This is a genomic window from Lysinibacillus telephonicus, assembly GCF_039654155.1.
GTDB classification, from domain to species: Bacteria; Bacillota; Bacilli; order Bacillales_A; family Planococcaceae; genus Ureibacillus; species Ureibacillus telephonicus.
This window is the reverse complement of record NZ_CP155468.1, coordinates 1,900,380-1,925,704: the sequence shown is the minus strand read 5'-3', so window position 1 is coordinate 1,925,704 and position 25,325 is coordinate 1,900,380. Positions and strand designations below refer to the sequence as shown.

Below are 25,325 nucleotides of genomic sequence, written 5' to 3'. Positions count from 1 at the left end.
AAAAGCTATTTAGTAATTAATAATAGCCTTTATTGTTGAAGAAGGCTGTACCAACGATAATTAATAAAATAAACAAAACAACAATTAACGCAAAATCGTTTTTGTTGTCTTTTCGATCAAAAGCTCCTCCTACGTTATTATCACGTTTTTTATCATAACTTCCGCCTACGTTTTCGTATGACATACTATCACCTCCTTAATTAACATAACTTATGCATTTTTTTAAAAGTGGATTGTACAAAAGTGGAAAACAAAGAAAAAAAACGCCTTAATAAAAGTCGCTAATGCTGTTCAAAATATTTCATATTACATTGTATATACCACACTTATTGATGCTAGCCTTTTTTCATCCATTTATGAAGACAGCTTCCATTCGAGTCTTCCTTGACTCCCCTATATAGCTTTGCTTAAATTGCAATAGATAAAAGGATAAATATGTAAATTGACGGATATTAAAATTTTAACCGATTCCTCCTATTAAACATATAATTGATTGATGTTAACAATCTGGAGGTTACAACTTTGGAAAGCAAAAACAATCGATTGTTAAATAATGAAATGAACTCAGCTAAACTTGCCCTGATTGCAGGTGCATTTGCTACACTTGGTGAAGGATTATCAACTATTGCTGAAGCTCTAGCAATAGAAGAAGAAGATATCGCTATTGAAAGACAAAGTACGGAACTAAAAAATGAATTAAAAAATTTGCAAAAGCAAATTGATAATTTAACAAAAGAAGTAAGGCAACTAAGAAAGACGCTTGGCAGATAATTAACTCTTCGAAACTTTAACCCCACATCGTATTCCATTTATAATTTAAACAACCATAATTCTAGTAGAAGATTTTATAATACGTTCATTCAACTATTTTATTTCTATTATAAAATTTACATATTGTACAGTTTCTCTCGCATTATAATATACTATAACAATATATTTTTATATTAATTATCCAATTTTCGCCTTCCTATTGTCTTTTTAAAAGAATCTTAAGCTTAAAATATTAATTTAATCTCTATCTACTTTTTTTATTACACATGAATCCTCTTATTATATAAGCCTTTTCCAAATAACTAAAACTTCATACTATATAGTATCTAGTGTATATAAGAAAAGAGGGAGAAAATGAAAAGAAATAGACGTCGCAGACTAGGCTTATGTTATCCTGGGTATCGATATTGTGGACCATGGTGTACTGGTCCTGGTGAACCCATCAACCCCGTTGATTCATGTTGCAAAATGCATGATGAATGTTATTTAACTTATGGCCCATCAGCATATTGTGACCAACTATTTCAAAATTGCTTGAAACCATATATGAACCCTAATAGCAAAATGGGAAGGGATGCTGCATTCTTCTCCAAAGCCATAAAATTACGCAATTTCTTCTTTTAATTAGCCTTTATACTCTTTCAAGAAATTCCATCCTCTTGAACAAAAAATCAGCTTTCTTTTGAAAGCTGGCAAAATATAAATAGAGAGGCCGTTCAGAAAGTAAATTTACTGAACAGCCTCTCTATATGTCTAAAAGCCTCTCTCTTTTTACAGTCATGTTAACACCACAGCTCAAAAAGATAGAGTGCTTCCCTGAATGCCCTTTAGGATGCTTTTAAATTTTTCCATTATTCTATTCTTGAGAATTTAGCTAAATCATTTCTATTTCCAATCGTTACTAAAATATCATCTTTTTGCAGCAGCTCTTCTGGCGAGGGTGAAATAATAATTTCTCCATTTCTTAAAATTGCAATGACACTTACGTTAAATTTGGCACGAATATTAAGTTCCCTAAGGTTTTTTCCCTCCATTTTCGGCGGCAGAATAATTTCTTCTATATTATAATCTTTTGAGAGTTCAATATAGTTAAGCATATTTGGTGAAAGTAGCTGATTGGCTACCCGTTCTCCCATATCTCTTTCAGGATATATAATCCAGTGGATACCGATTGCTTCTAAAACCTGGCCATGCCGTTTACCAATTGCCTTTGCAATTATTTTTTTTATACCAAGATTTTTTAATAACATAGCTGTTAAAATGCTGGATTGGATATCATCGCCAATCGCGACAATTACACAATCAAAATTGTCAATTCCTAAAGAAGTGATGGCTTTCTCTTCGGTAGAATCAGCTACTACTGCATGTGTCACAAAGGGCTCAGCATTTTCAACACTTTCTTCGTCTATATCAATTCCCAATACCTCTTGACCTGCTTCATGTAATCTTCTAGCTATACTAGTTCCAAACCTTCCTAGACCAATAACAGCATATTGTTTTTTTGCCATCTCTATCTTCTCCCCGCTAAAGTACTTAACCAATCATAATTTTCCCTTTAGGATGACGGTAAGCTTCTTGTTTTCGTCTCTTCGTAATAGCAAACCCTAGTGTTAATGGACCTAACCTTCCAATAAACATCGTTATAATAATAAGGATTCGTCCAATAGGTGAAAGCTCTGGAGTTAACCCCATCGAAAGTCCTACAGTTCCAAAAGCAGAGGTTGCCTCAAACAAATACATAATAAAGGCGTGGCCTCTATCCGTAATACTAAGTAAAAATGTAACGACGACAACAATGAAAAGACCGCTCATTGCAACAGTAAATGCTTTTAATACTGTTTCTATTTCGATTCGACGTTTAAAAATAACAACATCTTCTTTTCCCCTAAGTTGTGATTTTACTGTTGTTACTAAAACAGCAAATGTAGAAACTTTTATACCACCGGCTGTTGACCCAGAACCTCCACCGATAAACATAAGAAAAATCGTTAAAAATAATGTAGCATGAGTTAAATCTGCAATAGGTAATGTGTTCGCGCCTGCTGTTCTAGGTGTTACACCATGAAACAATGCGCCCAACACCTTTCCCATTGGCGATAAAGAACCTAAGGTATTAGCATTGCCATATTCAAATATGAAAACTAAAACGACAGCACTAACTGTTAGAATAATTGACATACTTAATACAACCTTTGAATGTAAAGAAAGAACGCGTGTGTGTCGATAGTCATAAAGTTCGTTGATTACAAGAAACCCGAGTCCACCTATGATAATTAAGGAGCATACTGTCAACACGACAGTTGGATCATCCACATAATCAACAAGACTACTGTAATCTCCCATTAAATCAAATCCGGCATTATTAAATACTGAAATTGAATGGAAAAAGCCGAAAAAAATGGCTTGAGCAATTGGCATTTCAAATGAAAATCGAATCGCTAAAATAATTCCGCCAATCGTCTCCGTTATGGCAGTAAAAATTAATATTCTTTTAGCTAATCGAATCATTCCTCCTGGAGAAGCGGCATTGTAGGCTTCTTTTAATAATAGCTGCTCTTTAAAACTAATTCTTTTTCCTAAAAGGGCAAACAAAAATGTAGCAAGCGTCATAAACCCTAATCCACCAATTTGAATTAATATTAAAATGACAACTTCACCGAAAAAGGAAAAAGTATTTCCAGTATCCACAACAACAAGACCTGTAACACAAACAGCTGAAGTTGCTGTAAATAATGCATCCAAAAAAGGCAATGTAGTATAATTTTCCGTTGCAATAGGCATGCTCAATAAAAAAGCTCCAACTAAAATTAAAGAAGCAAAGCCTAGTACAAGCAATTTTGCAGGATCAAGGCTATCTTTTAATTTTTTCATAATTTCTCCTTAATGCCGAAATATAATATTTAGTTTTTATTAAGTAGTATTCATCAATTTTTTAGAAATATAAAAAGACCGATTTAATTAAACGGTATTTGAATTAAATACCGTTTAATCAAGGCGGTCTAACATATGACCTCCTCCGCTTTAGCCGACGAAGTTAGCTGACGGGTAGGATGGCGAAAGAGTCTTACATCCCTTCTGTAACTACAGAATTAACCCCAAAAAAGTGGGTCCTCCGTTCTCAAATTAATGAGATTTGGCCTGTGTTATTTATTTACTGGGATATTGTACTCCTTGATATGAAATTTGTAAACTTCAAAAATAAAAATATATTTTATTAATTTTTCACGTAAACTTCTGGATTTACTGTATAAAGCAGCTGTTCCCCACTAAGTCCATTTAGTATATTTCTCAATGTTATTTCTACCATTTTATCTCTCGTTTCAACGTTTGCACTTCCAATATGCGGTACAGCGATTACATTGTCTAATGTCAGCAGTGGATGACTTTGATCAATAGGTTCTTTTTCAAAAACATCTAGACCAGCAGCGAAAATTTTCTTTTCCTTTAAAATTTTGTACAAATCATCTTCATCTATTGTTGTACCACGGGAGGCGTTGACGAAAATACTTGTCGGCTTCATTAATGCAAACTGTTCATATTTCAACATATGGTAGGTTTCTTTTGTAGCTGGAGCTAACATTACGACGTAATCGCTATCTTTTAAAAGAGTTTCTAAATCCTTATATTGGACTTGCAATGTTTCCTCCGTATCAAGAACTCGGTTTCGGTTAAAGTAGGAAACGTCCATATTTAAACCTCGAGCCATTTTAGCTAATTCTTTGCCAATTCGACCCATACCAATTATTCCTAATTTTGCACCAGAAATTTTTTGCCCTGCAAATAAATATGGACCCCAGCTTTTCCACTCATCAGCCTTTATAAAATTCATAGATTCGACAACCCTTCGAGCACATGCAAACATTAAAGTTAGCGCAAGCTCTGCTACCGCTTCTGATAGTACATCTGGTGTATGTCCTACAGGAATGTTTCTTTTCGTCGCTGCTTTTATATCGATGTTGTCAAATCCAACTCCCATTGTACTAACAACCTTCAAGTTTTTTGCACAAGAAAAAAGCTCTTCATCAATTCGATCTGTCACGTTTGTAAAAATTGCATCGGCATCTGCGGCTTCTTTTAATAATAAATCTCGCGGCATTACACTATTTTCTTGCTCCCACATTACAACATCAAAACTTTCCGGAATTATTTTCATTACCTCTGTTTCAATTTTACGTGTTATTAAAATTTTCATGCATCATTTCTCCCATATTATAAATAATGAAAGCCCACTTACAGGAAGGTTTGATTCCCTTCTTGGCAGCAGGCTATTTCTCCTTGCAACAATTATACTCTTTTCAAAAAATTTATATCAACATTATTGTTTTTTTAATTTTTCAAATAATGCATCAATAAACTCTGTTGTTCCATAATTACCACCTAAATCTGGTGTTTTAACATTATCAACTAATAATTCTTCTATAGAATTTAGTAATAGATTGCCAATTTCTTCATACCCAAAATGTTCTAACATTAATTTCGCAGTCCATAATTGACCGATAGGATTCGCGATATTTTTCCCATAAATATCAGGAGCAGAGCCATGAACCGGTTCAAACATAGAAGGGTATTTTCCATTTAGATTAATATTGGCGGAGGGTGCAATACCGATGCTTCCCATAATTGCTCCACCTAAATCTGATAAGATATCACCAAACAAATTACTCGCAACAATCACGTCAAACGATTCTGGCTTCGTTACAAAAAATGCACTTAAAGCATCAATGTGTATAAGCTCTGTTTCAATATCCCAATATTTAGCTTTAGTTTCTGTAAAAACTCTATTCCAAAAAGGCATACTATGGTATAAACCATTCGATTTAGTTGCACTTGTCAGTTTATGATTACGGCCATTTGCTAATTGAAATGCAAAATCTATTACACCTTCTGTCGCTTTCCGTGTAAATACATTTGTTTGGATAGCTATTTCATCATTATCCTGATGTATTGTGCCACCGACTTGACTGTATTCACCTTCACTATTTTCCCGAACAACGATAAAGTCAAAATTTTTATCTCCTCTTAGAGGAGAGGTGATGCCTTTTAAACTTTTTACTGGCCGCAAATTAATAACCTGTTGAAATTCTCTTCTTAAGCCAATAACCGTTTGCCATAACGCGATATGATCAGGAACTCGTTTCGGATCACCAATCGCTCCTAAAAAAATAGCATCATGTTGACTTAGCTGCTGAAAGCCGTCATCTGGCATCATCTTGCCATGTTCTTCGTAATAATCGCAGCTATATGGATATAGTTTCTTTTCAAATTTAAATCCACCATGGATTTCGCTTAATAAATCTAAAATTCTTAAACTTTCTGGAACTACTTCTCTTCCAATGCCATCCCCTGGAATTACTGCGATATCAATTTTTCTCATACTGTTTCCCCTTTAAATATGAGTTATAAACCTCTTCCACCGTCAACGTTATATACTGCTCCTGTAATGAAGGATGCATCATCCGAGCTTAAATACGCGACCATTTTTGCGATATCTTCTGGTTGACAAAGTCTCCCAATTGGAACAGAATCCTCATATAGCTTCCGTCCTTCTACAGGATCCATATTGCCATAGAATTTTTCAAGCATAGGTGTTTCAGCTGGACCGGGGTTTATTACATTTACACGTACTCCAGTATGGGCAACCTCTAATGCTAAAGAACGAGATAATTGAACAAGGGCTCCTTTTGCAGCACAGTAAGCTGTTATTCCAGGTCGAGGCCGAACCGATGCAATTGAGGCAATATTTACGATACTTCCCTTACTATCATTGTTTTTCAAGTAAGGTAGTGCATATTTAGCTAATAAAAATGCAGATTTCACATTAATCGCCATTTGTTTATCCCAAAATTCCTCTTCTACTTCTTCAAGTGGTGTAAAGGTCATTGGAATTCCAGCGATATTTGCTAAAATATCAATTGTTTTGAAATCCTCAACTGTACTGTTGATAATATTTTGTACAGCTTCTTTTTGTGAAATATCGCCGATTATTACTTTCGTTGGTACGTTATACTCCTGAACAATTTTTTCCGTTTCCCTTGCCCCTTGTTCATTCAAATCTACAATTACGATAGTAGCTCCATCTTTAGCAAATTCAATTGCAGTTGCACGCCCCATCCCCGAACCTGCCCCTGTAATAATTGCTACTTTCTCTTTGAATCTGGCCATTTTTTCGTCTCCCCTTGTTTTAATTTTTACTGATAGTTAATAATAATTGCTTTTTCATCTGTCATTTCACGGATTGCGTAAATTGGGCCTTCTTTTCCTAATCCGCTATCTTTTATGCCCCCATATGGCTGCCAGTCAGAACGATATGTTGAAACATCATTAATGATGACGCCCCCGTACTCTAGTTCCATCGATGCCCGCATGACTAGATTTAAATCTGAAGTAAATAAACCAACTTGAAGACCAAATTTTGTATCATTTGCCTCTTTGATCACTTCATCGACATCTGAATACTCTATTAGATTAATAACTGGTCCAAATACTTCCTCACACATTACTTTCATTTTCGGTTTTAAGTTTGCTAATATAGTAGGATGCCAGAAAGCCCCTTCTCTAATGCCGCCTAATAAAATTTCAGCTCCATCATCAGCTGCTTCTTTTACCCATGCTTCAACTCTTTCTGCTTGCCGCTCAGAAATTAGTGGTCCAATATCAGTGGCAGGATCTTCTGGATCTCCAACTACCAAACCTCTCGCAGCTTCGATTAGATATTGTTTAAATTCTTCAAATATCTCTTTATGAACATATAGTCGCTGCACTGAAATACACGCCTGCCCATTAATTGTTGCTAAACCGCGCGTAGCACATAATTGAGCGATTTCCTTTAAATTTTGGGCATCTTTATGAACTATATTTGGTGCGTTGCTGCCAAGCTCTAAAGTTACCTTTCTTATCCCTACAGAATTTTTAATATGCTTTCCAACACCTACACTTCCTGTGAACGTGTACATATTGATTCGCTCATCATGAAGTAAAAATTCTCCAGCTTGATGTCCGTAACCGTTTACGACATTTATAAAACCTTTAGGAAGTCCAGCTTCCTCAAGAATTTCTACTAAACGCATTACTGTAATTGGAGCCAATTCAGCCGGCTTTAAAACAACAACGTTTCCAGCTGCAATAGCAGGAGCAATTTTATGAATAGCTAGTGTAAATGGCAAGTTGAATGGAGTTATAGCTGCTATAACTCCTACAGGCACTCTTACGGTATAGGCTATTTTCTTTTCAGAACTAGTTCTACTTGGCATTGGAATTCCTTCACCAAAAATACGTTTTGCTTCTTCAGCGGCAATTGTAAGTGTTTCAATTGCACGGTCAATCTCAACATAAGAATCCTTTAATGATTTACCAACTTCACGTGTAATCGATAAGGCTAATTCATTTTTTAAATCATCAATAATTGATGCGGATTTCATTAAAATGTCATATCGATTTTTTGCACTTAGCTTAATGCTTCGAAACGTTTCAACTGAATTAGCAACAGCTTCTTTTACAATTTCTTCAGTAGCACTGTAAACATTTGCAATATGTTCATTTGTGTACTTATTGAAGACCGGTATTACATCCCCTTCATATATCCGTTTTCCAGCGATAATATGACCTAGCTCAACAACCTCATTTTGTTGAATCATGTCCATCCTCCTTGCTTTTTAAATATTCCTTTTCCTTATCTATTATTTGCTGAACTTTTCTAGCCGAATTCCCTCCTGGAAAAGTTGACTCTAAGTACTTTTGAATCACTTGCTTAGCTAATTCAATTCCTATTACCTTGGCACCCAACGTTATAATTTGTGCATTATTACTTTTTTGTGCCCTTTCTGCAGAATACGTATCATGGCAAGTTGCGGCACGAATGCCTGGAACTTTGCTTGCAGCAATTGCCATTCCTAATCCAGTACCGCATAACAATATTCCTCTATCAATTTCCTTTGAAATGATGGCTTCCCCTACTTGAAAAGCGACTCCTGGATAATCTATTTCCTGACATGAAGCATCCCCTCCATACTCCATCACCTCATGTCCTAACGATTCCACGAAAGCTTTTATTTCTTTTTGCAATTCAAATGCATTATGATCTGACCCAATTCCAATTTTCATGAAATTCCTCCCGTCAGCTTAATTTCAGCATTTTATGAATTGTATAATCCAAATTTTCCTTTTCAAATACCTTTTTCCAATCGGGTTTTATAATCGCTTCCTTACCTAATTCAATAGCGATCATACAAGCATCAGAGAATGGATTTGTTCCTTTTAAGGCGACTGATAATGCAATTTGAATATGTCCATAAAGCATTGCCTTTGCTGCTTCTTCTGGAACACCTAATTTTTTTGTTTCCTCAAGACTTTCTTTTAATAAGGTGCCAACCATACAAGTAATCGTTTCTACTAAAGTTGGTTCTAATATCGCCATTTGCTCAACTGTAATGACATGGCATTTTTCAACTGGTGCATACATTAAGGAAATCAATTCAAGAGCGCTTTCTAATTTTGATTCATCCCCTTTATGAACTGCAACGACAACTTCTTGTCTTGCTGCTACCCCACCGAAGGCATCATCATATTCTTCCTTTGTATATTTTTCTAAAAATATGGACGGGTGGCATGGATGTGCAACTATCGATGTACAATGATCATTTACTATTAACTGATCTGCGTATGCAGCAGCTGGATCTAATGTAATTAATACCGCATCTTTCTTCATAAGAGGCGATACTTCCCTTGAAATTTTATGAATGTATATATCAGGTACAGCTAAAATAATAAAATCACTAAGTGGAACAACTTCCTCCATTGATGAAATGGTTAAATTTCTATCATTCATTGCTTTGATTTTTTCATCTGATTTCTCACATAAATTCAATTTAAACTCTTTACCTATTAAATTATTAGAAATTCGAGTACCCATTTTTCCACCGGCCCCGATGATAGATACAGTACAATTAGTTAAACTGCTCATCGTAGTTCCTCCATTGATCCATAAGATTTTCCTTAATAAAATCTAAGCTTTCTCGAATCCATTCTTTTTCGAGCATTACTGTTTCTTCAATTGAACTAGAAAATGGCAGCCAAAACTCGACTATCGCATTAATGTTCACATGATGTCGTCTTAAAGTTCTAATTAAGTCTTTTGTATTTAATAATCCTTTTCCAAATGGTGTTCCGATTAAAGAAAACCCTACCCAACCTTCTTTTCTCTCAAATTTAAAATCTTTTAGATGTAGATTTTTTACAAAAGGTGCTGCTAAAAGCATCACATCATCTGGGTATTCTAGATTTGCAATACAGTTAGCAGGATCAAGACAAATACCCAAATTTGAACTTGAAACTGTCTTTACGACATGAACCAAATCCTCTGTTTTTCTTTGTTCATAAGTTTCAAGTGCAATGGTAATTCCTTTTTCTTCAAACAAGGGCATCACTTCTTGTAAAAGAACGATTGCTTCCTCAATTGATGGAACAAAATCTGCGGAATTTAACATTGTTCTTAATGTTTTACTATTTAACTTTTCACAAATATATAAGAATTTTTCGAGCTTATTTTTTTCTATCCCCTTTGTTCCGACCTCTAATTCAATATTAAGCTGCCTTGCTCTTACAGCAATTTGCTCCAGCTCTTCATCTGTAAAACTTTCCAGCGGACCAAAATCGCAAATTTGAAACAAATGTATTCCATAACGGTTTGTTTCTTCCAACAAAGTCAAAATGTTCTGGAAATTAAAATCGTTAGAAATACTATGCCAATAAAATGAATACGTGCTTAATCCAATCTTCATTTTTTGAACCTCGCATTTAATTTTGAAGTTGTTTTACATGATTTAAAATTTCTTTAAATGAAGCTAAATTCCAAGCTGAGCGGCCTATAAATAATCCATTTACATGACGCAGTTGGAGTATAGATAGTGCATTTTCAATATTCACGCTGCCTCCATAGATAATAGGTATCGAAGAGCCTATTGATGGATACATTTTACTTAAAAGTTGTCGAATAAATTGATGAGAAGATTGAATATATTGAGGATCTGCACATTGACCTTTTTCACCTATTGCCCATTTTGGCTCATAAGCAATCATTACATCATCGGAGGATAACAGTTCAATTTTGTGGAGAATTGTTTTAAGTTGAATCGATAAGATTTCACTTGTTATCCCTATATCTTTCTGCTCTTTATTTTCTCCGATGCAAATCAATGGCTTTAGTCGATGTTTTAGTGCGGCTTTTACTTTATTATTTAAATCTAAATCATTTTCGTTGAAGTATTCGCGTCGTTCTGAATGTCCTAATTCAACTATTTGTACACCAATTTCACTTAAATGAATTGGAGAAATTTCGCCCGTAAAAGGTCCTTCATCTTCCCAGTGCATATTTTGCGCACCTAGTAATATTGGCGAATCTTTTAATATTTCTTTCATTTCTGTTAATGCTGTAAATGGGGGAATAATAAAAAGTTCAATATGATAAGGAAAGTTTATAAAAAATGACTTCAAAGCTGTAGTATATTCCCTAGCTTCCTTCAAGCTTTTATGCATTTTCCAATTCGTTCCGATATAAATTTTATTCATATTGAAGCTCGCCTTTATTTTGCAATTCGTTTACAAAAGTATATATAGCTTCAAACATAATTGAAATCGTCGTTGCACCGGCATCCTGATGCCCAATGGCACGTTCGCCCAACGATTTTGCACGGCCAAATTTAGCAATTAAATTTTTTGTATTTTCCATTCCATCTTGTGCTTTTTCGCTTGCTTTTTTTAAAGCATTTATTAAATCTTCATTTTCTTCTAAAGCTTGATGTAATGCTTTAACGGCAGGCTCTAAAGCATCGATCATTGTTTTATCTCCAAGCTCTGCTTTTCCCCTTGCTTTTACTCCTTCCAGTCCACTTTGAATAAAGGAAGCAAGTAGTTCTAAATTCAACTTATGGATGATTGGTTTATCTTTTACACTGGCAACAAATAACGTTCCAAATAAAATGCCTGATGCGCCACCCATATTGCTAATCATTGCTTTTCCTGTTTCCAAAAAAATAGAATTAACAGTTGTTAGGTTGTTGTTTTGCAATATTTCGGCTGCCTTTTTAAATCCTACTTCCATGCCGATGCCATGATCTCCATCCCCGATAGCACTATCAATACTTGTTAATAAGGGTTTAGATTCTATTACTTTTTGACCCATATAGAGGAATAGTTCTTTTACTTGATCAATCGTTAAATACGTTTTTAAGCTATCCCCATTAGATACCATCATCGTTATCTTCCCTTCTTGAAATAATAAGGAGAGTAGGCTGGTTTGTCGTAGTATTTTTTTAATTCTTCATCCAATTTCATAACTGTAATAGAAACGCCAGCCATTTCTAACGTTGTACAATAGCTATTTACATCTGCATCATATATGATAATGCCTTTATCTTCTAATATATTTGTAAGTTTGCGGCTCACAATAAACAGTTCCATTAAAGTAGTAGAGCCTAGGCCATTCACAAGAATGCAAACCTCATCACCTTTTTTTAGTTCAATATCCTTTAAAATATAATCCACCATAATTTGAGTTAATTCATCTGCACTTAATAGCTTTGTCTTTTGTATACCAGGTTCTCCATGAATACCCATACCAAATTCAATTTCATCCTCTGCAAGCTCAAATGTATACTTGCCTGTGCTTGGGATAGAACTTGGTGACAGAGCAACGCCAATAGAACGGATATTATCAACTGCTTTTTGAGTTATAGCTGCAACTTGTTCTAATGATAGGTTATCATTTGCAGCTGCACCTGCAATCTTGATTGCAAAAATATCTCCAGCAATCCCTCGGCGATCTTTAGCATTTTCTTTAGCAGCAGATGCAACATCATCATTTACTAGAACTGTTTTGGTCTTAATGTTCTCAAAATCCAGCAATTCAGCTGCCATATCAAAATTCAATACATCTCCCGAATAATTGCCGTATACATATAAAACTCCATGGCCACTATCTAATTCTTTTGTTACTTCAACAATTGTATCTGGTGGTGGTGCTGAAAAAACATTTCCAATTGCTGCACCATCCGCTAAACCTTCCCCAACCATCCCTATGAATAATGGTTCATGGCCGCTTCCTCCGCCTGTTATAATTGCTACACGATCCGGTTTATTTTTCACTATAACTCCATTTGAATTTAAAACCTTCTTGTAACCGTTTCCAAAAGTTGCAATAAATCCTTCTACCATTTCATTCACAACATTTTCAGGATTATTCATAACCTTTTTCACAAACATCCCCCTATTCCCTTTATTATTTGTAAAATATTACAAATTACTTTCATTTTGTTTTATTTCTTAAAAATTAAAAGTAAATGAAAAACTTATGAGTAAAGTATATTGTTAACATATACAAACTTATGCTTAATGATTACTAATCTAGTTATCAGGATAGAGGATTGTTAGTTTTTTATTATATAAATTGAGTTCTTGAGTTTGATTTCTTTCCAGCTCTTTATTCGTAATAATGACATCTATATCTTGTACAGAAGCAAATGTGGCAATAGAATTTTTATTCATTTTTGAATGATCTAGTAATGCAATCACTTTTGATGCATGCTTAATCATTTGTTTTTTTAGCTCAACTTCATATACACTAAAATCTTGAAGTCCATTCGCTGTTGTAAAACCGTTTGCAGATACAAAGAAACTATCAATATTAATTTTTTCTAAAATACCGACCCCCAAATTCCCTTCTAAAGCCATCGAAGATTTTTGTATAATTCCCCCTATTAAAATTACAGTTAAATCTGGATTATTATTTAATTCCATCGCTGTATTTATACCATTAGTAACAATTGTTAATCTTTTTTTCATATTAGCTAATAATCTTGCTAACTCTAATGCCGTTGAACTAGCATCTAACATAATACATTGATTGTCTGTAACTAGTTCCAAAGCCTTTTTGGCAATTTTATACTTTTCATCTTTGTTTTTTAATTGTCTAATGGAGAAATGATATTCCTTTTCAACCTCTTCCTCAAGAATCGCTCCTCCATGAGTTCTTTTTAAAAGGTTCATTTTTTCTAATGTAGTTAAATCATTTCTTAATGTAGCATCCGACACTTCGATTGCATTTGCTAATTCTTGTATTGTCACTCTTTTCTTCTCGAACAATATTTCTAAAATTTGCTTTCTACGTTCTTCTGCAAACATTTTACTCATCGGCTATCCCTCACTGAACAATTATAAATAAAATTACATATAATTCTTTCTACTCAAACATATACATTGAGAAAATTAAATTTTTCGATTATTTAAATAATATCGCTAGAAAACGAAAATATGAATTATTTTACTTTTTATTTCCTTTTATTTAAAAGAAAAATTCACTAACAAACGAAAAACAAGTTATTAGAAATCATTAGCGGACATAAAAATTAGAATATTCAGAAATCAAATGCATTTTCTTTCCTTTTATATTTGGCTTAAAGGAAATGTTTAGGGGGGCGGAGGAGGAAATTTAACAAAAAATGTAAGCGTTATCTTTAAATCATATTTTATTTTTACAAGGAGGAAATAAAATGAAAAAACGATTATTACTGCTTACAACTATTTTGTCACTAATTTTATTGGGCGCCTGTGGTGGTGGAGAAAAACAAGGTGAATCTTCTGGGGAATCAAATGACGAAGCTAAAAGAATTTCAATTGCAACAACACAAACAGAAGATTCTCACTATGGTGCATATTTAAATACCTTTAAAGAAGAAGTTGAAAAAAATTCCAATGGTGCTATTGAAGTATCGCTTCACTATAATAGCGAATTGGGAAATGAGCGCGATAATGTTGAATCTGTTCAAATGGGGACTTTAGATGGTGCATTTATTTCATCAGGTGTAATAAGCAACTTTGTAGATGAATTCAATGTACTGGACTTTCCATTCCTATTTGAAAACACTGAGCACGCACGTTCAGTATTAAATAGTGATATTGGTGAAGAATTTAATGCAAGTTTACTAGAAGTCGGCATTAAGAATTTAGGATTTGGTGAAAACGGTTTCCGTAATATTACTAACAACGAACGACCAATTGTAACTCCAAAAGATTTAGAGGGTATTAAAATCCGTACAATGGAAGTACCAATTCATCAGGAGGTATTTGCTGAGTTCGGTGCTAGTCCGACACCAATGGCTTGGAGTGAAGTATTCACCTCTTTACAACAGGGAGTGATAGATGCTCAAGAAAACCCAATTGCAATCATCTATTCTTCCAAATTAAACGAAGTTCAAAAATATGTATCAATGTCTGGTCATGTTTATTCACCAGCTGTATTTATTTTTAACAATGAGTTATTTGAATCTTTCTCCGGTGATTTACAGCAGGTCCTTCTAGATGCTGCCAAAGTAGCACAACAAGCAAATTATGATTTTATTGATCAAAATACCGAGGCTCAACTTGAAGAATTAAAACAATTAGGCATGGAGATTAATGAAATCGATTTAAAAGCTTTCCAAGATGCTGCTCAGCCTGTTATTGATAAATATAAAGGCGAATATTCAGAGCTATATGACAAAATTAAAGCTGCTGCAAACTAATAAATAGAAGAGTTGTTTTAGGAGGAACGCTATGAATACAATATTGAAATGTATTGATGGCATTAATAAGTTTGTAAAAATTTTACTTGCAATTTCTCTTATTAGTATGACCATCATTATGATTTTACAAGTATTTTCTCGATTTATTTTAAATTTGCCATTGAATTGGTCAGAAGAAGCAACTCGTTATTTAGGTATATATGCAGTATTTTTCGGAGCAGCATTGGCAGTAAGATATAATGAATTAATTTCAGTTGAAGCTGTTCCTGACCTGCTTCCTGAGAAAGGAAGAAAGTATTTAAAAATTATTGTTTTGCTAATTTGCATTGTGTTTTTTGCGATAGTACTCGTACAAGGATTTTCGCTCGTTTCAAATGTAAGTATGCAAAAATCCCCTGCATTACAAATTTCAATGTCTATTCCGTATTTTTCAATACCACTCGGTGCTCTATTACTAATTATTAATGCAATTGCAGCGATCATTGTTTTGGTAAAAGGAGGGGATAAAAAATGACAGCAGCATTAATGGGGTCATTAATGGGATTTTTCATTATCGGTGTTCCCATTGCAATCGCTTTAGGATTCGCATCAGTCGTGGCATTATTATATAGCGGCGACGTTTCTTTATTATTAGTTGCACAGCGCATGTTCACCGCCATTGACTCATTCTCATTGATGGCTATCCCCTTCTTTATTTTGGCCGGTAAGTTAATGGAAAATGGCGGTATTTCTAAACGGTTAGTTAATTTTGCTAACACATTAACAGGACATCATACAGGAGGTTTAGCAATTGTAGCAATTGTTACATCTATGTTCTTTGCGGCAATTTCAGGTTCTAGTGCTGCAACAGTAGCAGCTGTCGGTTCAATTCTAATCCCATCCATGATAAATAAGGGATATCACCGTAATTTTGCTGGAGCAGTGTCATCTGTATCAGGGGAACTAGGAATTATTATTCCCCCTTCTGTTCCACTAATTTTATATGGTGTAACGACGAATACATCTATTGGCGATTTATTCATGGCAGGAATTACACCAGGTATTGTTATCGTTATTTCATTAATTATTTTAGTTTATGTCATTGCAAAAAAACGTGGATATGAAAAAGAAAAGAAAGCAACCTTAGCAGAAACGTGGAAAGCATTTAAAGATGCCATTTTAGCTCTATTAATGCCTATTATTATACTAGGCGGCATTTACGGAGGGATATTTACTCCAACTGAAGCAGCAGTAGTTGCAGTACTTTACGCATTCATTATTGGAGCATTTGTCTATCGTGAAATTAAATTGAATAATCTATTTGAAATATTTGTAAGCTCAGGCATTACTTCTGCAATTGTATTGTTTATAATAGCAAATGCGGGTATTTTCGGTTTAGTTCTAAGTAGAGAAAATATACCTGCAATGGTTGCGAACTTCTTTGCGAACATTACGGATAATCCAATTATTTTCTTACTATTAATAAATCTATTATTAATTTTAGTAGGAATGTTTATGGAAACAAGCGCATCTGTTATAATTCTTGCACCATTATTAACTCCCGTAGCGATTTCTATGGGGATTGATCCTGTACACTTCGGAATTATCATGATTGTGAATCTAGCATTAGGTATGTGTACTCCACCACTTGGAGTTAATTTATTTATAAGCTGTCAAATAGCAAATGTAAAATTAACAAGCATAACCAGAGCTTTAATTCCATTTTATTTTGTCTTGATAGGGGTATTATTACTATTAAGTTATGTGCCTATTATTAGCATGTGGCTTCCAAATCTACTTAAATAGATATTAAAAGGGCTGTACCAGAAGTAGGTAATACAAACTTCTGGTACAGTTTCTTTATATGAAAATACTTTAACTTCCCTTTCGGTATAGATAAATTGCGACTTTCGGCTTTGCCTTTCGAAGAAGAAAGAGGCTGTTACATACTGGTTTCGAATAGAAAAGTGAAATTGAATGCGCTAAGGTATGGAGAACTACTTCCATCTATAGAAGCTTCGGTAAAATTGACCAACTTAACTTAAATAGGGGTGTGTTTATTCAAAAATTTAAATAAATTTCGTATTATAGGTTATAGAAATTGATTCACGATTTCTAAGTATGGAGATTATTAAGATGAAAATTAGATAAGGAGTTTGCATTTGAAAAGGAAAAGAAAGTTCCTCATTTTCTTTATAACAATAACATTGATCATAATAACTGCTCTTTTATTTCCTACTTGGACACCTAAAATTGAAGGAGTAAACAGCGTTGCCGAATTAAAATCAATTGAAATAAATGGTACTAAACTTGAAGTGATGATTAGAGGTGCCGATAAAAGTAATCCGATTGCTATCTTTGTGCATGGTGGACCAGGCAGTTCAGAGATACCTTATGTCAGGAAGTATCAAGATCTTCTTGAGGAACATTTTACAATTGTTCATTATGACCAGAGAGGAAGTGGGAAGTCATTTCACTTCTTTGAAGATTACTCGAATATAACCTCAGAACAACATGTGGATGATTTATTGGCACTGACTGAATATGTTAAAGAAGAGTTTTCTCAAGAAAAGGTCATATTAATTAGTCATTCTTATGGAACATATATAGGACTGCAAGCAGCTAGTAAATATCCTGAAAACTATGCAGCTTATATTGGTATTGGTCAAGTTTCAAATACTACAGAAAGTGAAATGGATAGCCTAGAATATATAATACACCAGGCACAACAAGCAGGAAATCAAAAGGATGTAGAGCAAATAGAATCACTTAGAGATTCTATTGAAAACGGTGAGGCGCATACACCCAGAAATATGGTCCGTAAATACGGAGGGGCAGCAAGGTTAATTGATGAAAATATGGACTATCTTCTAGGGTTTCTAACTAGTCCAGAATATAACTTACTTGATGTTATTCGTTATTTTAAGGGAATTTCAGCTACACAAGAAATATTATTAGATGAAGAAAAAGACAAAGATATTACAACAATTGTAAATAAAATAGATATTCCTTTATATTTCGTCATGGGAAAATATGATTATATGACATCTACAAATGCAGCAAAAAAGTATTATGATAACTTGGATGCTCCAATTAAGGATTTTATTATCTTTGAGTATTCTGCACATTATCCTCAATTCGAAGAAGAAAGACTTTTTGCTGATTGGTTGATAAAAACTTCTAAAAGTTTGGAGTTGTAGTTTAATATCCTTCTTTTATTAATTTTTTATGGTACACATCGTGTAATAATTTAAAAGTGGATTTTTGAAATCAATTTTGTTCATGTAAAAAAACGTCATTTCTCTTGTCAGAAAAATGGCGTTTAATTAGTTTTTTCCCCTGCTTTCTTTTTCTATTCAAATAGCTTTTCATCTTCTTCAAACTTATTTCCATATTCAGCAGCAAGCTTAATACATTCCTCCATTGAAACACTTGAAGCAATGTTTTTCCATGCAATATCAAAAGCCGTACCGTGATCAACAGAAGTTCTTAAAAATGGCAATCCATTTGTTATGGATACTGTTTTATGGAAATCCGTCATTTTTGCGGCAATATGCCCTTGATCATGATATAACGATAAAACCGCATCATACTTTCCTTGCAAAGCTTGATAAAATACAGAATCTGCTGGTACAGGACCATAAGCATCATAGCCCTTGCTTTGGGCTAATTGAATGCCTGGGGAAATCTCATCTATTTCTTCATTTCCAAATAATCCACCTTCTCCACTATGTGGATTTAAACCGGCAACTGCAATTTTCGGTGATGAAACCCCCAATCTTTGCAAAGCCTTAGTACAGCGAATAATATAATCATATATCCGTTTTTTTGTCATTAGATTAATGGCATCTTTTAATGATAGGTGCCGAGTTAAGAAAAAAATTCGTAAATTATTAACTTGGAACATCGTTAATGGATCATTTGAACGAGTTAATCCTTCCAACATCTCGGTATGTCCAATATATTCTACTCCGGCTGCCTTTAAAGATTCCTTATTTATCGGTGTGGTAGCAATAGATTTTACTTTTTTATTCAATGCAAGTTCAACCGCTTGTTTTACATATTCATAGGCAGCCCTGCCACATTGTGCTTGCACCTTTCCTTGCTGAAGTGTTTTAATGTCGATATTATCCAAATTGATTACATCAATTGTTCCAAAAGAATATTTTCCTTCCTGTGGAGAGATGATTTCATTTATTTTTAATGGAGTATTTGTTACTTCAATTGCTTTAGCTAAAACTGAAGCACTTCCTATTACTACTGGTTGGCAAATTTCATAGACTGTTTTGTTTGCTAAAGATTTTACTGTAATTTCTGGTCCTATCCCTGCTGCATCACCCATCGTAATGGCAACTATATTGTTATGATTCATTTGCGATAATCCCCTTTGTATTTATTGATTGCAAATACCTTAAACATTGATGCAATGTCGTTTTATTGCCAATCAGCCCCCCCTTTGTTATGATTGGCAACCGATCTAGTTTGCCATTTACTAATTCTCCATAGGCTATTAAACTTTCGACCTCTTCTATTAATTTAATAGCATCTGCACTAACAAAGTTACATAATGATGCAGTTACATCCCCGCCACAACATATGACCCCACCAACTGAAGATGGGTCTAGTAAAATTAATTGTGTTGTCACATTTGCAATCGCAGTTGTTAATTTTTTTGCTATTAATTCTTGTGATACATTTTGTTCCTGTGCAATTTCTCTTAAGTCAACGTTAGCTTCTGATGGATGTGTAGTCGATATGATAAAAATATTTTTTCTTGCAAATTGTTTAATAGCTTTATTAATTGCATTTTCTATAATGCTTTGTGCTTTACTTGGATTAAGTAATTTTATTGGATCTAAATAGATATATTCGCAATTCTGTTCCTTCTCTAATACATAGGCAAGCTGTTTTTTTGTTAAATCTGAAACACTACCAATTGAAAAAATATAATTTATTTTTGGATTATGGTTAAAATATTTTGCTCGTATAAATTCAAAAGTTAGTGGACCAGGATCTACTGGAAAACAATTGTAATTCATAGTTGCCATACCTCTTGCAACTATTTGAATATCTTCATTCGTAATCGCATCTACTATGATTATTTTGCAACCATTCTCAATCTTCTCTTGAAATATTTTTTTTACGTTCTCTTCTCCTAGTCGAATTTCGTGTAATCCAATATGTGCAACTAAATTTTTAGATTGACTTTGAACAATATTTGGAACATATGATTGATTTACAGGGTTCATCGGGTCTCTATTAAGACTTGTATTTTCAAGTAATTCATCATGCAGCAATAAATAACCACCGATTACTTTCCTGCCGGAGTCTGGAAATGCTGGAGATATTACGGCAATGCCATTCTTTCCTGCTGCATCTAACAGCAAGTCTGTAATGAATCCTATTCTGCCTCTCATAGTACTATCAATCCGATTTGCAATAAGTTCTGTTCCCCAATACTGCAGCTCGGTTATTGCTTCCCTTACTCTTTTTTCTACAATATCCTCATGCATATAACGACAATCCAAGTCCATACCAATTACATCAAAGTGAAGCGTTTGAGGGATAGTTGCTCCATTCATGACAGTTGCTGTTTGTAAACCTAATTTCTTTAACAGAACAGCTGTTGCATTTGAACCTGTTAAATCATCTGCAATGTACCCGACCTTCATAACCAACACCTACTTCATTTTTTTAAAACCTTTATATGTTTGTAAAAGTAAGTATTAAAATTTTTTGACTATTAGTTTAAAATTAATTTTCTATTAGTATGGTGATGTGAGCTACTCCATTGATTAGTGAATTTGTAATTATTTATGTACAATTTGAGCAATTAATACATTGAATTACATACTTAAATAAAAATATATTTTTATATTTTTAGTTGCTGCTTAAGGAAATAATATTGAACAGAATCTGGATGGTAAAGTTGGAAATGAAGAGGTATAAATTCGCTGAATTAACTAATGTTTTCGAAATAACATGCTTGTTTATCAAGGAATGACTATGAAATTGAAGAGGGTTGCCTAGCGAGAATCTAACTCTAACTTTTAAATGTATTACTTATTGAACATCAGCGTCTTGCATCCTATTCCAACAAAAAATTAAAAATCACATTGGACTTTCAGGAACAGGATGCAGCGCTGCTATGGATAATACTATAGAGATGTTAATTGCTGTAAATCTTCTTTTAAATAGATAACTAATTCTTGTCTATACACATCATTTTCTAAATAATGGTCTAATGTGTGGAAATCATACTTGAAACTTCCAAAGGGAAATGTAACATTTTCTCCCTTTACTGCAGCAAGGAGTCCTGCTACATCATTTGAAACCATCTCTAATACTTCTTCACCTGTTGCTGTTAATACAAAAATTACATTCATTTGAACTCCTCCTAAACTATGCTCCAACAAACAAAGCAGCCTGGCTTATGGCAATATAAAACTCAACGTTTTGTATTGGGCTATTTTCATCTATTTGTAATGTCATATAAAATTGATCATTTAAAAATTCAGCTTTCCATCGAGCTGCTAAAGTTTCTTCAAATAGAAACTCAGACCAATCTTCCATTTGTTTATTGACTTGAATTTTAATAACCCCATCGGTAATTGTTAGTTCAGGAATGGCCATTTTCCAATTTTCGTAAGTAATAATATATTTTTTACCGATTTTATGATCGAATCCCTCGTACCACAACTTGCCCCTTCTAATGACTTTTTTTATAGTGAAAGACTTTTCACCAGATTTATTGGAGACTTCATATTTTAAAAAATATCGATAGTCGAAAAATTGATCTAATGCCTTTTTTAGACGATTATCATATATTCTTTTTGAAATCGCTGCAATTTGCCCGTTGTCATCAAAAATGGGAACCTCTATTACTGATTCAATTTCCCTCGGATGTGTATATGTATAAATTTTCATATATTCTCCCAAATGTTGCGAATGCAAATATCTTTTAGATAATCATACTACAAATTCCTTCTAATCATTAAATAAAAAGGCGACGTCCTTAAAAAATAGACGTCACCTTTCTAATTACCTAGTTAATTCATAATATTCGTTCTTTACTCATAATCAAATTTGCTCCAAGGAGTTCCCAACTTTGGCAGAACCCATCGATCAAGCCCGTACCAACCCGCTACTTTCCATGCTAGAACTAACCAAGTTGCAAGTATAAATAGTAATGGGTTGGTGCTAAGTGTTCCTGCAAATAAAAAACTAACATTCATAAAAGACCCGAAAAAAGCTGCAATTCCAGTTAGCAACCCTAAAATTAAACCAAGCCCTACAAGCAATTCCCCATAGGCAACTATAAAAGCAAATATCTTTCCATTTGGCAGTACTACATTTTCTAGAAACATAGCATACCACCCAGCTACATCATTAGACTGTGCAGATTTTTCAAGAGCACCTTTTACGAATCCTGTTACTGCCGCTCCACCATTTTCCCCAATCCATGCATCATTATGTATTTTTCCCCAACCTGCTTTAAGCCATATGAATCCTACATATAGTCTAATTATTAGCCATAAACCAGCTGATCGAGAATCATTCAGCAAAAACCGGGAAAATGGATTTTCTTTCATATAAATATAATTATTCTTTTCCATAAGATCACTCCCTACAAATATTATAAATTTCGACTATTAACAAATTCTATATTATTTGTGAGTAATGGAATAAATATCTAAAAGTTTTCACTAATTCGAAATAAAATCGTCAAAGTCAAAACCACCAGTATAACTGGTGGTTTGCTCTTCGCGTGAAACGCTGGGTTACTGGCTCCTGTCTAAAGACATTCTGAAAGGTCCGCCAACCGCACTTCGCTTCCTCACTTTGCCGCTAAAGCGGCTTTTTTATTTCTTTCTTCGATTGATTTCTTCTCCTGTGAAAGGGTCAATGAATTCTTTCATTGTCATTTGATCTTCCAGGATATCTTCTTGTAATTGATTTTTGATATATTCTTGTATTGTTTTTTTATTTCTTCCTACTGTATCCACATAAAATCCTCTGCACCAAAATTTTCTGTTTCCATATCGATATTTCAGATTGGCGTGTCGATCGAAAATCATTAAACTACTTTTCCCTTTTAAATAACCTACAAATCCTGAAACACTTAACTTCGGTGGAATACTTACTAACATATGAATATAATCGGGACATGCACTTGCTTCTATGATTTCCACGCCTTTTCTTTCACACAATTGTCGCAGGATTCTTCCTATATCAGCCTTTATTTGACCATAAATCACTTGTCTTCTATATTTCGGTGCAAACACAATGTGATACTTACAATTCCACGTTGTATGTGCTAAACTTTTCTTATCCATTTTGGAGCTCCTTTCGTACGAAGTCGGTTGACCAGACCTGACTTTATTGTACGACTGGAGTTTTTTTTATGTCCATAGCTATAAGCTTTCCGGAACCCCCTGCATAGCAGGGGGTTTTCATTTATACAATAAAAAGGTCCTACAGATTTAATCTGTAGAACCTAAAAATCGTTTAGCTCTTATACTGTTATGGGAGCAAAAAATTCATCGTATAACGCACGTAAAATTTGGTTTTCAGCAGGTTGCAATACACCAAATACTAAGCTTACTTCAGAAGAACCTTGATTAATCATTTCGATATTTGCACCTGTTCTAGAAATTGCTGAAGCCGCACGTGCAGCTAGACCCGTATTATTACGCATCCCTTCACCAACAATTACAATTAACGATAAACCGTGACGGAAGTATACATCATCTGCATGTAATTCTTCTTTTACACGATTTACGATCCGTTCTTCAACTTCATTTGTTAATTGGTTTGAACGGATAACAACTGAAATATCGTCTAATCCTGAAGGAGTATGCTCGTAAGAAATATGCTCTTCTTCTATAATTTGAAGCAGTTTACGACCAAATCCAATTTCACGATTCATTAAATATTTTGATACATATAATATTGAAAATCCACTATCTGCTGAAATGCCTGTTACAGGACGGCCTGTTAAAGGGCGAGTTGGAACAATTTTTGTTCCTGGTGCAGTGGGATTGTTTGTATTCTTAACTGTGACAGGAATACCTAATTTGTATACAGGCATTAATGCCTCATCATGGAAAACTGAAAATCCTGAATAAGAAAGTTCACGCATTTCGCGATACGTAATTTCTGAAATACCTACTGGGTTATTTACGACTTTTGGATTTGCAGAAAATACAAAATCAACATCGGTAAAGTTTTCATAAAGATCTGCTTTCACAGCCGCTGCTAATATAGAGCCAGTAATATCTGAACCACCACGGTCAAATGTACGTAAAGTTCCGTTTTTTGTATATCCGAAAAATCCTGGGAAGACAACAATTTCATTGTCTTTTCCTAAATCCTTTAGGTTTTCATATGCTTCTGGCAATGCTAATGTACGCTCAGGAAAATCATTTAAAATTAGCTTTTCTTTTGGAGATACATATTTTGCACGTAAACCGATGGAGTTGAAATATTCAGCAATTAGTTTTGCATTATTATCTTCTCCACTCGCTTTAATATTATCTATAAATAAAGTTTTATTTGATTTATCGGAAGCAACACGCTCTTGTAAATCGTTTTTAATAACATCACAAATTGCATCGTCTAATCCAAGTTCATGTGTAATTTCCTTAAATCGATTTACTACAATTTGTAATTTTCCTGCTGCATCACCGTTATTTAATGCCGCATCAGCTAATTCAATAAGTAAATCCGTTACTTTAATATCATCGCCGAAACGTTTACCAGGAGCTGATACTGCAATAATCTTTCTCTTAGGATTTGATTTTACAATATTCGCCACTTTTTTAATTTGTTCTGCGTTAGCAACGGATGTACCACCAAATTTACATACTATCATTTCATCAGATCCTTACTATTCAAAATTGTATTTTCCGAAAAAACATTTGATTGTTCACAGTGTACAAATTTTATCTACTTACGTCAAGTCTATTTATAGAAAACACAATAATTTTACCAAAAAGACTTATCAAGTAACATATAAATTTA

Annotated in this window: 26 protein-coding genes, 1 pseudogene and 1 riboswitch; of the genes and pseudogenes, 6 read left to right on the top strand and 21 right to left on the bottom strand. The window is 33.9% G+C overall.

Annotation, left to right across the window (positions count from 1 at the left end):
• Positions 1 to 16: 16 nt before the first annotated feature.
• Positions 17 to 100 (bottom strand): annotated as a pseudogene (locus MKY04_RS09085) (YjcZ family sporulation protein); the annotation flags it as partial.
• Positions 101 to 522: 422 nt separating this feature from the next.
• On the opposite strand from MKY04_RS09085, the gene MKY04_RS09080 reads away from it, so the two are divergent.
• Positions 523 to 771 (top strand): hypothetical protein, encoded by a 249-nt coding sequence (locus MKY04_RS09080; protein WP_246020326.1) that lies wholly within the window; start codon positions 523 to 525, stop codon positions 769 to 771.
• Positions 772 to 1,125: 354 nt separating this feature from the next.
• The gene (locus MKY04_RS09075; RefSeq protein WP_126294612.1) at positions 1,126 to 1,395 is read left to right on the top strand and encodes a Parvovirus coat protein VP1-like protein; all 270 of its coding nucleotides are present in this window, start codon (positions 1,126 to 1,128) and stop codon (positions 1,393 to 1,395) included.
• A 227-nt stretch (positions 1,396 to 1,622) separates the two neighbouring features.
• Here MKY04_RS09075 and MKY04_RS09070 read toward each other — a convergent pair whose 3' ends face one another.
• From MKY04_RS09070 to MKY04_RS09010, 13 genes are all read right to left on the bottom strand, one after another.
• Entirely contained in the window at positions 1,623 to 2,279 is a 657-nt protein-coding gene (locus MKY04_RS09070) for a potassium channel family protein (protein WP_126294611.1), read from the bottom strand.
• A 25-nt stretch (positions 2,280 to 2,304) separates the two neighbouring features.
• Positions 2,305 to 3,642, bottom strand: a complete 1,338-nt coding sequence (locus tag MKY04_RS09065; RefSeq protein ID WP_346235686.1) for a TrkH family potassium uptake protein — start codon at positions 3,640 to 3,642, stop codon at positions 2,305 to 2,307.
• A 138-nt stretch (positions 3,643 to 3,780) separates the two neighbouring features.
• Positions 3,781 to 3,920, bottom strand: a riboswitch (cyclic di-AMP (ydaO/yuaA leader).
• A gap of 65 nt (positions 3,921 to 3,985) precedes the next feature.
• Positions 3,986 to 4,963 carry a D-glycerate dehydrogenase gene (locus tag MKY04_RS09060; protein ID WP_346235685.1) on the bottom strand — a complete coding sequence of 326 codons (978 nt, stop codon included), beginning with the start codon at positions 4,961 to 4,963 and terminating at the stop codon, positions 3,986 to 3,988.
• 123 nt (positions 4,964 to 5,086) lie between these two features.
• On the bottom strand, positions 5,087 to 6,145 hold the full coding sequence (locus MKY04_RS09055) for a tartrate dehydrogenase (RefSeq protein ID WP_346235684.1): 1,059 nt from the start codon (positions 6,143 to 6,145) through the stop codon (positions 5,087 to 5,089).
• A 23-nt stretch (positions 6,146 to 6,168) separates the two neighbouring features.
• On the bottom strand, positions 6,169 to 6,933 hold the full coding sequence (locus MKY04_RS09050; protein ID WP_346235683.1) for an SDR family oxidoreductase: 765 nt from the start codon (positions 6,931 to 6,933) through the stop codon (positions 6,169 to 6,171).
• A 26-nt stretch (positions 6,934 to 6,959) separates the two neighbouring features.
• Positions 6,960 to 8,405, bottom strand: coding sequence for an aldehyde dehydrogenase family protein (locus MKY04_RS09045; protein ID WP_346235682.1), 1,446 nt, complete (start codon positions 8,403 to 8,405; stop codon positions 6,960 to 6,962).
• Positions 8,389 to 8,871 carry a ribose 5-phosphate isomerase B gene (rpiB, locus tag MKY04_RS09040; RefSeq protein ID WP_126294605.1) on the bottom strand — a complete coding sequence of 161 codons (483 nt, stop codon included), beginning with the start codon at positions 8,869 to 8,871 and terminating at the stop codon, positions 8,389 to 8,391. Before rpiB ends, MKY04_RS09045 begins: the two co-directional genes overlap by 17 nt.
• 13 nt (positions 8,872 to 8,884) lie before the next feature.
• Positions 8,885 to 9,730 carry a phosphogluconate dehydrogenase C-terminal domain-containing protein gene (locus MKY04_RS09035; protein WP_346235681.1) on the bottom strand — a complete coding sequence of 282 codons (846 nt, stop codon included), beginning with the start codon at positions 9,728 to 9,730 and terminating at the stop codon, positions 8,885 to 8,887.
• On the bottom strand, positions 9,714 to 10,547 hold the full coding sequence (locus MKY04_RS09030) for a sugar phosphate isomerase/epimerase family protein (protein WP_346235680.1): 834 nt from the start codon (positions 10,545 to 10,547) through the stop codon (positions 9,714 to 9,716). The genes MKY04_RS09035 and MKY04_RS09030 overlap by 17 nt, the downstream gene beginning before the upstream one ends.
• 16 nt (positions 10,548 to 10,563) lie before the next feature.
• The gene (locus MKY04_RS09025) at positions 10,564 to 11,334 is read right to left on the bottom strand and encodes a triose-phosphate isomerase (RefSeq protein WP_346235679.1); all 771 of its coding nucleotides are present in this window, start codon (positions 11,332 to 11,334) and stop codon (positions 10,564 to 10,566) included.
• Positions 11,327 to 12,019 (bottom strand): dihydroxyacetone kinase subunit DhaL, encoded by a 693-nt coding sequence (gene dhaL, locus MKY04_RS09020; protein ID WP_126294601.1) that lies wholly within the window; start codon positions 12,017 to 12,019, stop codon positions 11,327 to 11,329. The genes MKY04_RS09025 and dhaL overlap by 8 nt, the downstream gene beginning before the upstream one ends.
• A 2-nt stretch (positions 12,020 to 12,021) precedes the next feature.
• Positions 12,022 to 13,020 (bottom strand): dihydroxyacetone kinase subunit DhaK, encoded by a 999-nt coding sequence (locus MKY04_RS09015; RefSeq protein ID WP_346235678.1) that lies wholly within the window; start codon positions 13,018 to 13,020, stop codon positions 12,022 to 12,024.
• Positions 13,021 to 13,167: 147 nt separating this feature from the next.
• Entirely contained in the window at positions 13,168 to 13,953 is a 786-nt protein-coding gene (locus MKY04_RS09010) for a DeoR/GlpR family DNA-binding transcription regulator (protein ID WP_126294599.1), read from the bottom strand.
• Between the two features lie 359 nt (positions 13,954 to 14,312).
• Between MKY04_RS09010 and MKY04_RS09005 the strand changes: the two genes are divergently transcribed.
• The 4 genes from MKY04_RS09005 to MKY04_RS08990 all read left to right on the top strand — a co-directional run bounded on the left by MKY04_RS09005 (position 14,313) and on the right by MKY04_RS08990 (position 18,502).
• The gene (locus MKY04_RS09005; protein WP_126294598.1) at positions 14,313 to 15,323 is read left to right on the top strand and encodes a DctP family TRAP transporter solute-binding subunit; all 1,011 of its coding nucleotides are present in this window, start codon (positions 14,313 to 14,315) and stop codon (positions 15,321 to 15,323) included.
• 31 nt (positions 15,324 to 15,354) lie between these two features.
• Positions 15,355 to 15,837, top strand: a complete 483-nt coding sequence (locus tag MKY04_RS09000; RefSeq protein WP_126294597.1) for a TRAP transporter small permease — start codon at positions 15,355 to 15,357, stop codon at positions 15,835 to 15,837.
• On the top strand, positions 15,834 to 17,108 hold the full coding sequence (locus tag MKY04_RS08995; protein WP_126294596.1) for a TRAP transporter large permease: 1,275 nt from the start codon (positions 15,834 to 15,836) through the stop codon (positions 17,106 to 17,108). The genes MKY04_RS09000 and MKY04_RS08995 overlap by 4 nt, the downstream gene beginning before the upstream one ends.
• Positions 17,109 to 17,464: 356 nt before the next feature.
• A complete protein-coding gene (locus tag MKY04_RS08990) occupies positions 17,465 to 18,502 on the top strand; it encodes an alpha/beta hydrolase (protein ID WP_346235677.1) in 1,038 nt (345 codons plus the stop codon).
• A gap of 152 nt (positions 18,503 to 18,654) precedes the next feature.
• Here MKY04_RS08990 and pdxA read toward each other — a convergent pair whose 3' ends face one another.
• The 7 genes from pdxA to MKY04_RS08955 form a co-directional block, all read right to left on the bottom strand.
• Positions 18,655 to 19,674 carry a 4-hydroxythreonine-4-phosphate dehydrogenase PdxA gene (pdxA, locus tag MKY04_RS08985; RefSeq protein ID WP_126294594.1) on the bottom strand — a complete coding sequence of 340 codons (1,020 nt, stop codon included), beginning with the start codon at positions 19,672 to 19,674 and terminating at the stop codon, positions 18,655 to 18,657.
• Complete coding sequence (locus MKY04_RS08980) at positions 19,664 to 20,974, bottom strand: four-carbon acid sugar kinase family protein (protein WP_126294593.1); 1,311 nt, start codon at positions 20,972 to 20,974, stop codon at positions 19,664 to 19,666. Before MKY04_RS08980 ends, pdxA begins: the two co-directional genes overlap by 11 nt.
• A gap of 486 nt (positions 20,975 to 21,460) precedes the next feature.
• Positions 21,461 to 21,688 carry a thymidylate synthase gene (locus tag MKY04_RS08975; RefSeq protein ID WP_126294592.1) on the bottom strand — a complete coding sequence of 76 codons (228 nt, stop codon included), beginning with the start codon at positions 21,686 to 21,688 and terminating at the stop codon, positions 21,461 to 21,463.
• A gap of 16 nt (positions 21,689 to 21,704) precedes the next feature.
• Positions 21,705 to 22,229, bottom strand: coding sequence for a tubby C-terminal domain-like protein (locus MKY04_RS08970; RefSeq protein WP_126294591.1), 525 nt, complete (start codon positions 22,227 to 22,229; stop codon positions 21,705 to 21,707).
• Positions 22,230 to 22,372: 143 nt separating this feature from the next.
• Positions 22,373 to 22,918: a DoxX family membrane protein gene (locus tag MKY04_RS08965; protein WP_126294590.1), complete on the bottom strand. Its 546-nt coding sequence runs from the start codon at positions 22,916 to 22,918 to the stop codon at positions 22,373 to 22,375.
• 246 nt (positions 22,919 to 23,164) lie between these two features.
• Positions 23,165 to 23,638 (bottom strand): IS200/IS605 family transposase, encoded by a 474-nt coding sequence (tnpA, locus tag MKY04_RS08960; protein WP_346235676.1) that lies wholly within the window; start codon positions 23,636 to 23,638, stop codon positions 23,165 to 23,167.
• 179 nt (positions 23,639 to 23,817) lie between these two features.
• Positions 23,818 to 25,176, bottom strand: coding sequence for an aspartate kinase (locus MKY04_RS08955; RefSeq protein ID WP_126294589.1), 1,359 nt, complete (start codon positions 25,174 to 25,176; stop codon positions 23,818 to 23,820).
• Positions 25,177 to 25,325 lie beyond the last annotated feature (149 nt).

What these genes read in the sequence shown, in the direction of transcription:
- MKY04_RS09075 (WP_126294612.1), top strand. Translation starts at nt 1,126, where the DNA reads ATGAAAAGAAATAGACGTCGCAGACTAGGCTTATGTTATCCTGGGTAT.
- MKY04_RS09070 (WP_126294611.1), bottom strand. Translation starts at nt 2,279, where the DNA reads ATGGCAAAAAAACAATATGCTGTTATTGGTCTAGGAAGGTTTGGAACT.
- MKY04_RS09065 (WP_346235686.1), bottom strand. Translation starts at nt 3,642, where the DNA reads ATGAAAAAATTAAAAGATAGCCTTGATCCTGCAAAATTGCTTGTACTA.
- MKY04_RS09060 (WP_346235685.1), bottom strand. Translation starts at nt 4,963, where the DNA reads ATGAAAATTTTAATAACACGTAAAATTGAAACAGAGGTAATGAAAATA.
- MKY04_RS09055 (WP_346235684.1), bottom strand. Translation starts at nt 6,145, where the DNA reads ATGAGAAAAATTGATATCGCAGTAATTCCAGGGGATGGCATTGGAAGA.
- MKY04_RS09050 (WP_346235683.1), bottom strand. Translation starts at nt 6,933, where the DNA reads ATGGCCAGATTCAAAGAGAAAGTAGCAATTATTACAGGGGCAGGTTCG.
- MKY04_RS09045 (WP_346235682.1), bottom strand. Translation starts at nt 8,405, where the DNA reads ATGATTCAACAAAATGAGGTTGTTGAGCTAGGTCATATTATCGCTGGA.
- rpiB (WP_126294605.1), bottom strand. Translation starts at nt 8,871, where the DNA reads ATGAAAATTGGAATTGGGTCAGATCATAATGCATTTGAATTGCAAAAA.
- MKY04_RS09035 (WP_346235681.1), bottom strand. Translation starts at nt 9,730, where the DNA reads ATGAGCAGTTTAACTAATTGTACTGTATCTATCATCGGGGCCGGTGGA.
- MKY04_RS09030 (WP_346235680.1), bottom strand. Translation starts at nt 10,547, where the DNA reads ATGAAGATTGGATTAAGCACGTATTCATTTTATTGGCATAGTATTTCT.
- MKY04_RS09025 (WP_346235679.1), bottom strand. Translation starts at nt 11,334, where the DNA reads ATGAATAAAATTTATATCGGAACGAATTGGAAAATGCATAAAAGCTTG.
- dhaL (WP_126294601.1), bottom strand. Translation starts at nt 12,019, where the DNA reads ATGATGGTATCTAATGGGGATAGCTTAAAAACGTATTTAACGATTGAT.
- MKY04_RS09010 (WP_126294599.1), bottom strand. Translation starts at nt 13,953, where the DNA reads ATGAGTAAAATGTTTGCAGAAGAACGTAGAAAGCAAATTTTAGAAATA.
- MKY04_RS09005 (WP_126294598.1), top strand. Translation starts at nt 14,313, where the DNA reads ATGAAAAAACGATTATTACTGCTTACAACTATTTTGTCACTAATTTTA.
- MKY04_RS09000 (WP_126294597.1), top strand. Translation starts at nt 15,355, where the DNA reads ATGAATACAATATTGAAATGTATTGATGGCATTAATAAGTTTGTAAAA.
- MKY04_RS08995 (WP_126294596.1), top strand. Translation starts at nt 15,834, where the DNA reads ATGACAGCAGCATTAATGGGGTCATTAATGGGATTTTTCATTATCGGT.
- pdxA (WP_126294594.1), bottom strand. Translation starts at nt 19,674, where the DNA reads ATGAATCATAACAATATAGTTGCCATTACGATGGGTGATGCAGCAGGG.
- MKY04_RS08980 (WP_126294593.1), bottom strand. Translation starts at nt 20,974, where the DNA reads ATGAAGGTCGGGTACATTGCAGATGATTTAACAGGTTCAAATGCAACA.
- MKY04_RS08975 (WP_126294592.1), bottom strand. Translation starts at nt 21,688, where the DNA reads ATGAATGTAATTTTTGTATTAACAGCAACAGGTGAAGAAGTATTAGAG.
- MKY04_RS08970 (WP_126294591.1), bottom strand. Translation starts at nt 22,229, where the DNA reads ATGAAAATTTATACATATACACATCCGAGGGAAATTGAATCAGTAATA.
- MKY04_RS08965 (WP_126294590.1), bottom strand. Translation starts at nt 22,918, where the DNA reads ATGGAAAAGAATAATTATATTTATATGAAAGAAAATCCATTTTCCCGG.
- tnpA (WP_346235676.1), bottom strand. Translation starts at nt 23,638, where the DNA reads ATGGATAAGAAAAGTTTAGCACATACAACGTGGAATTGTAAGTATCAC.
- MKY04_RS08955 (WP_126294589.1), bottom strand. Translation starts at nt 25,176, where the DNA reads ATGATAGTATGTAAATTTGGTGGTACATCCGTTGCTAACGCAGAACAA.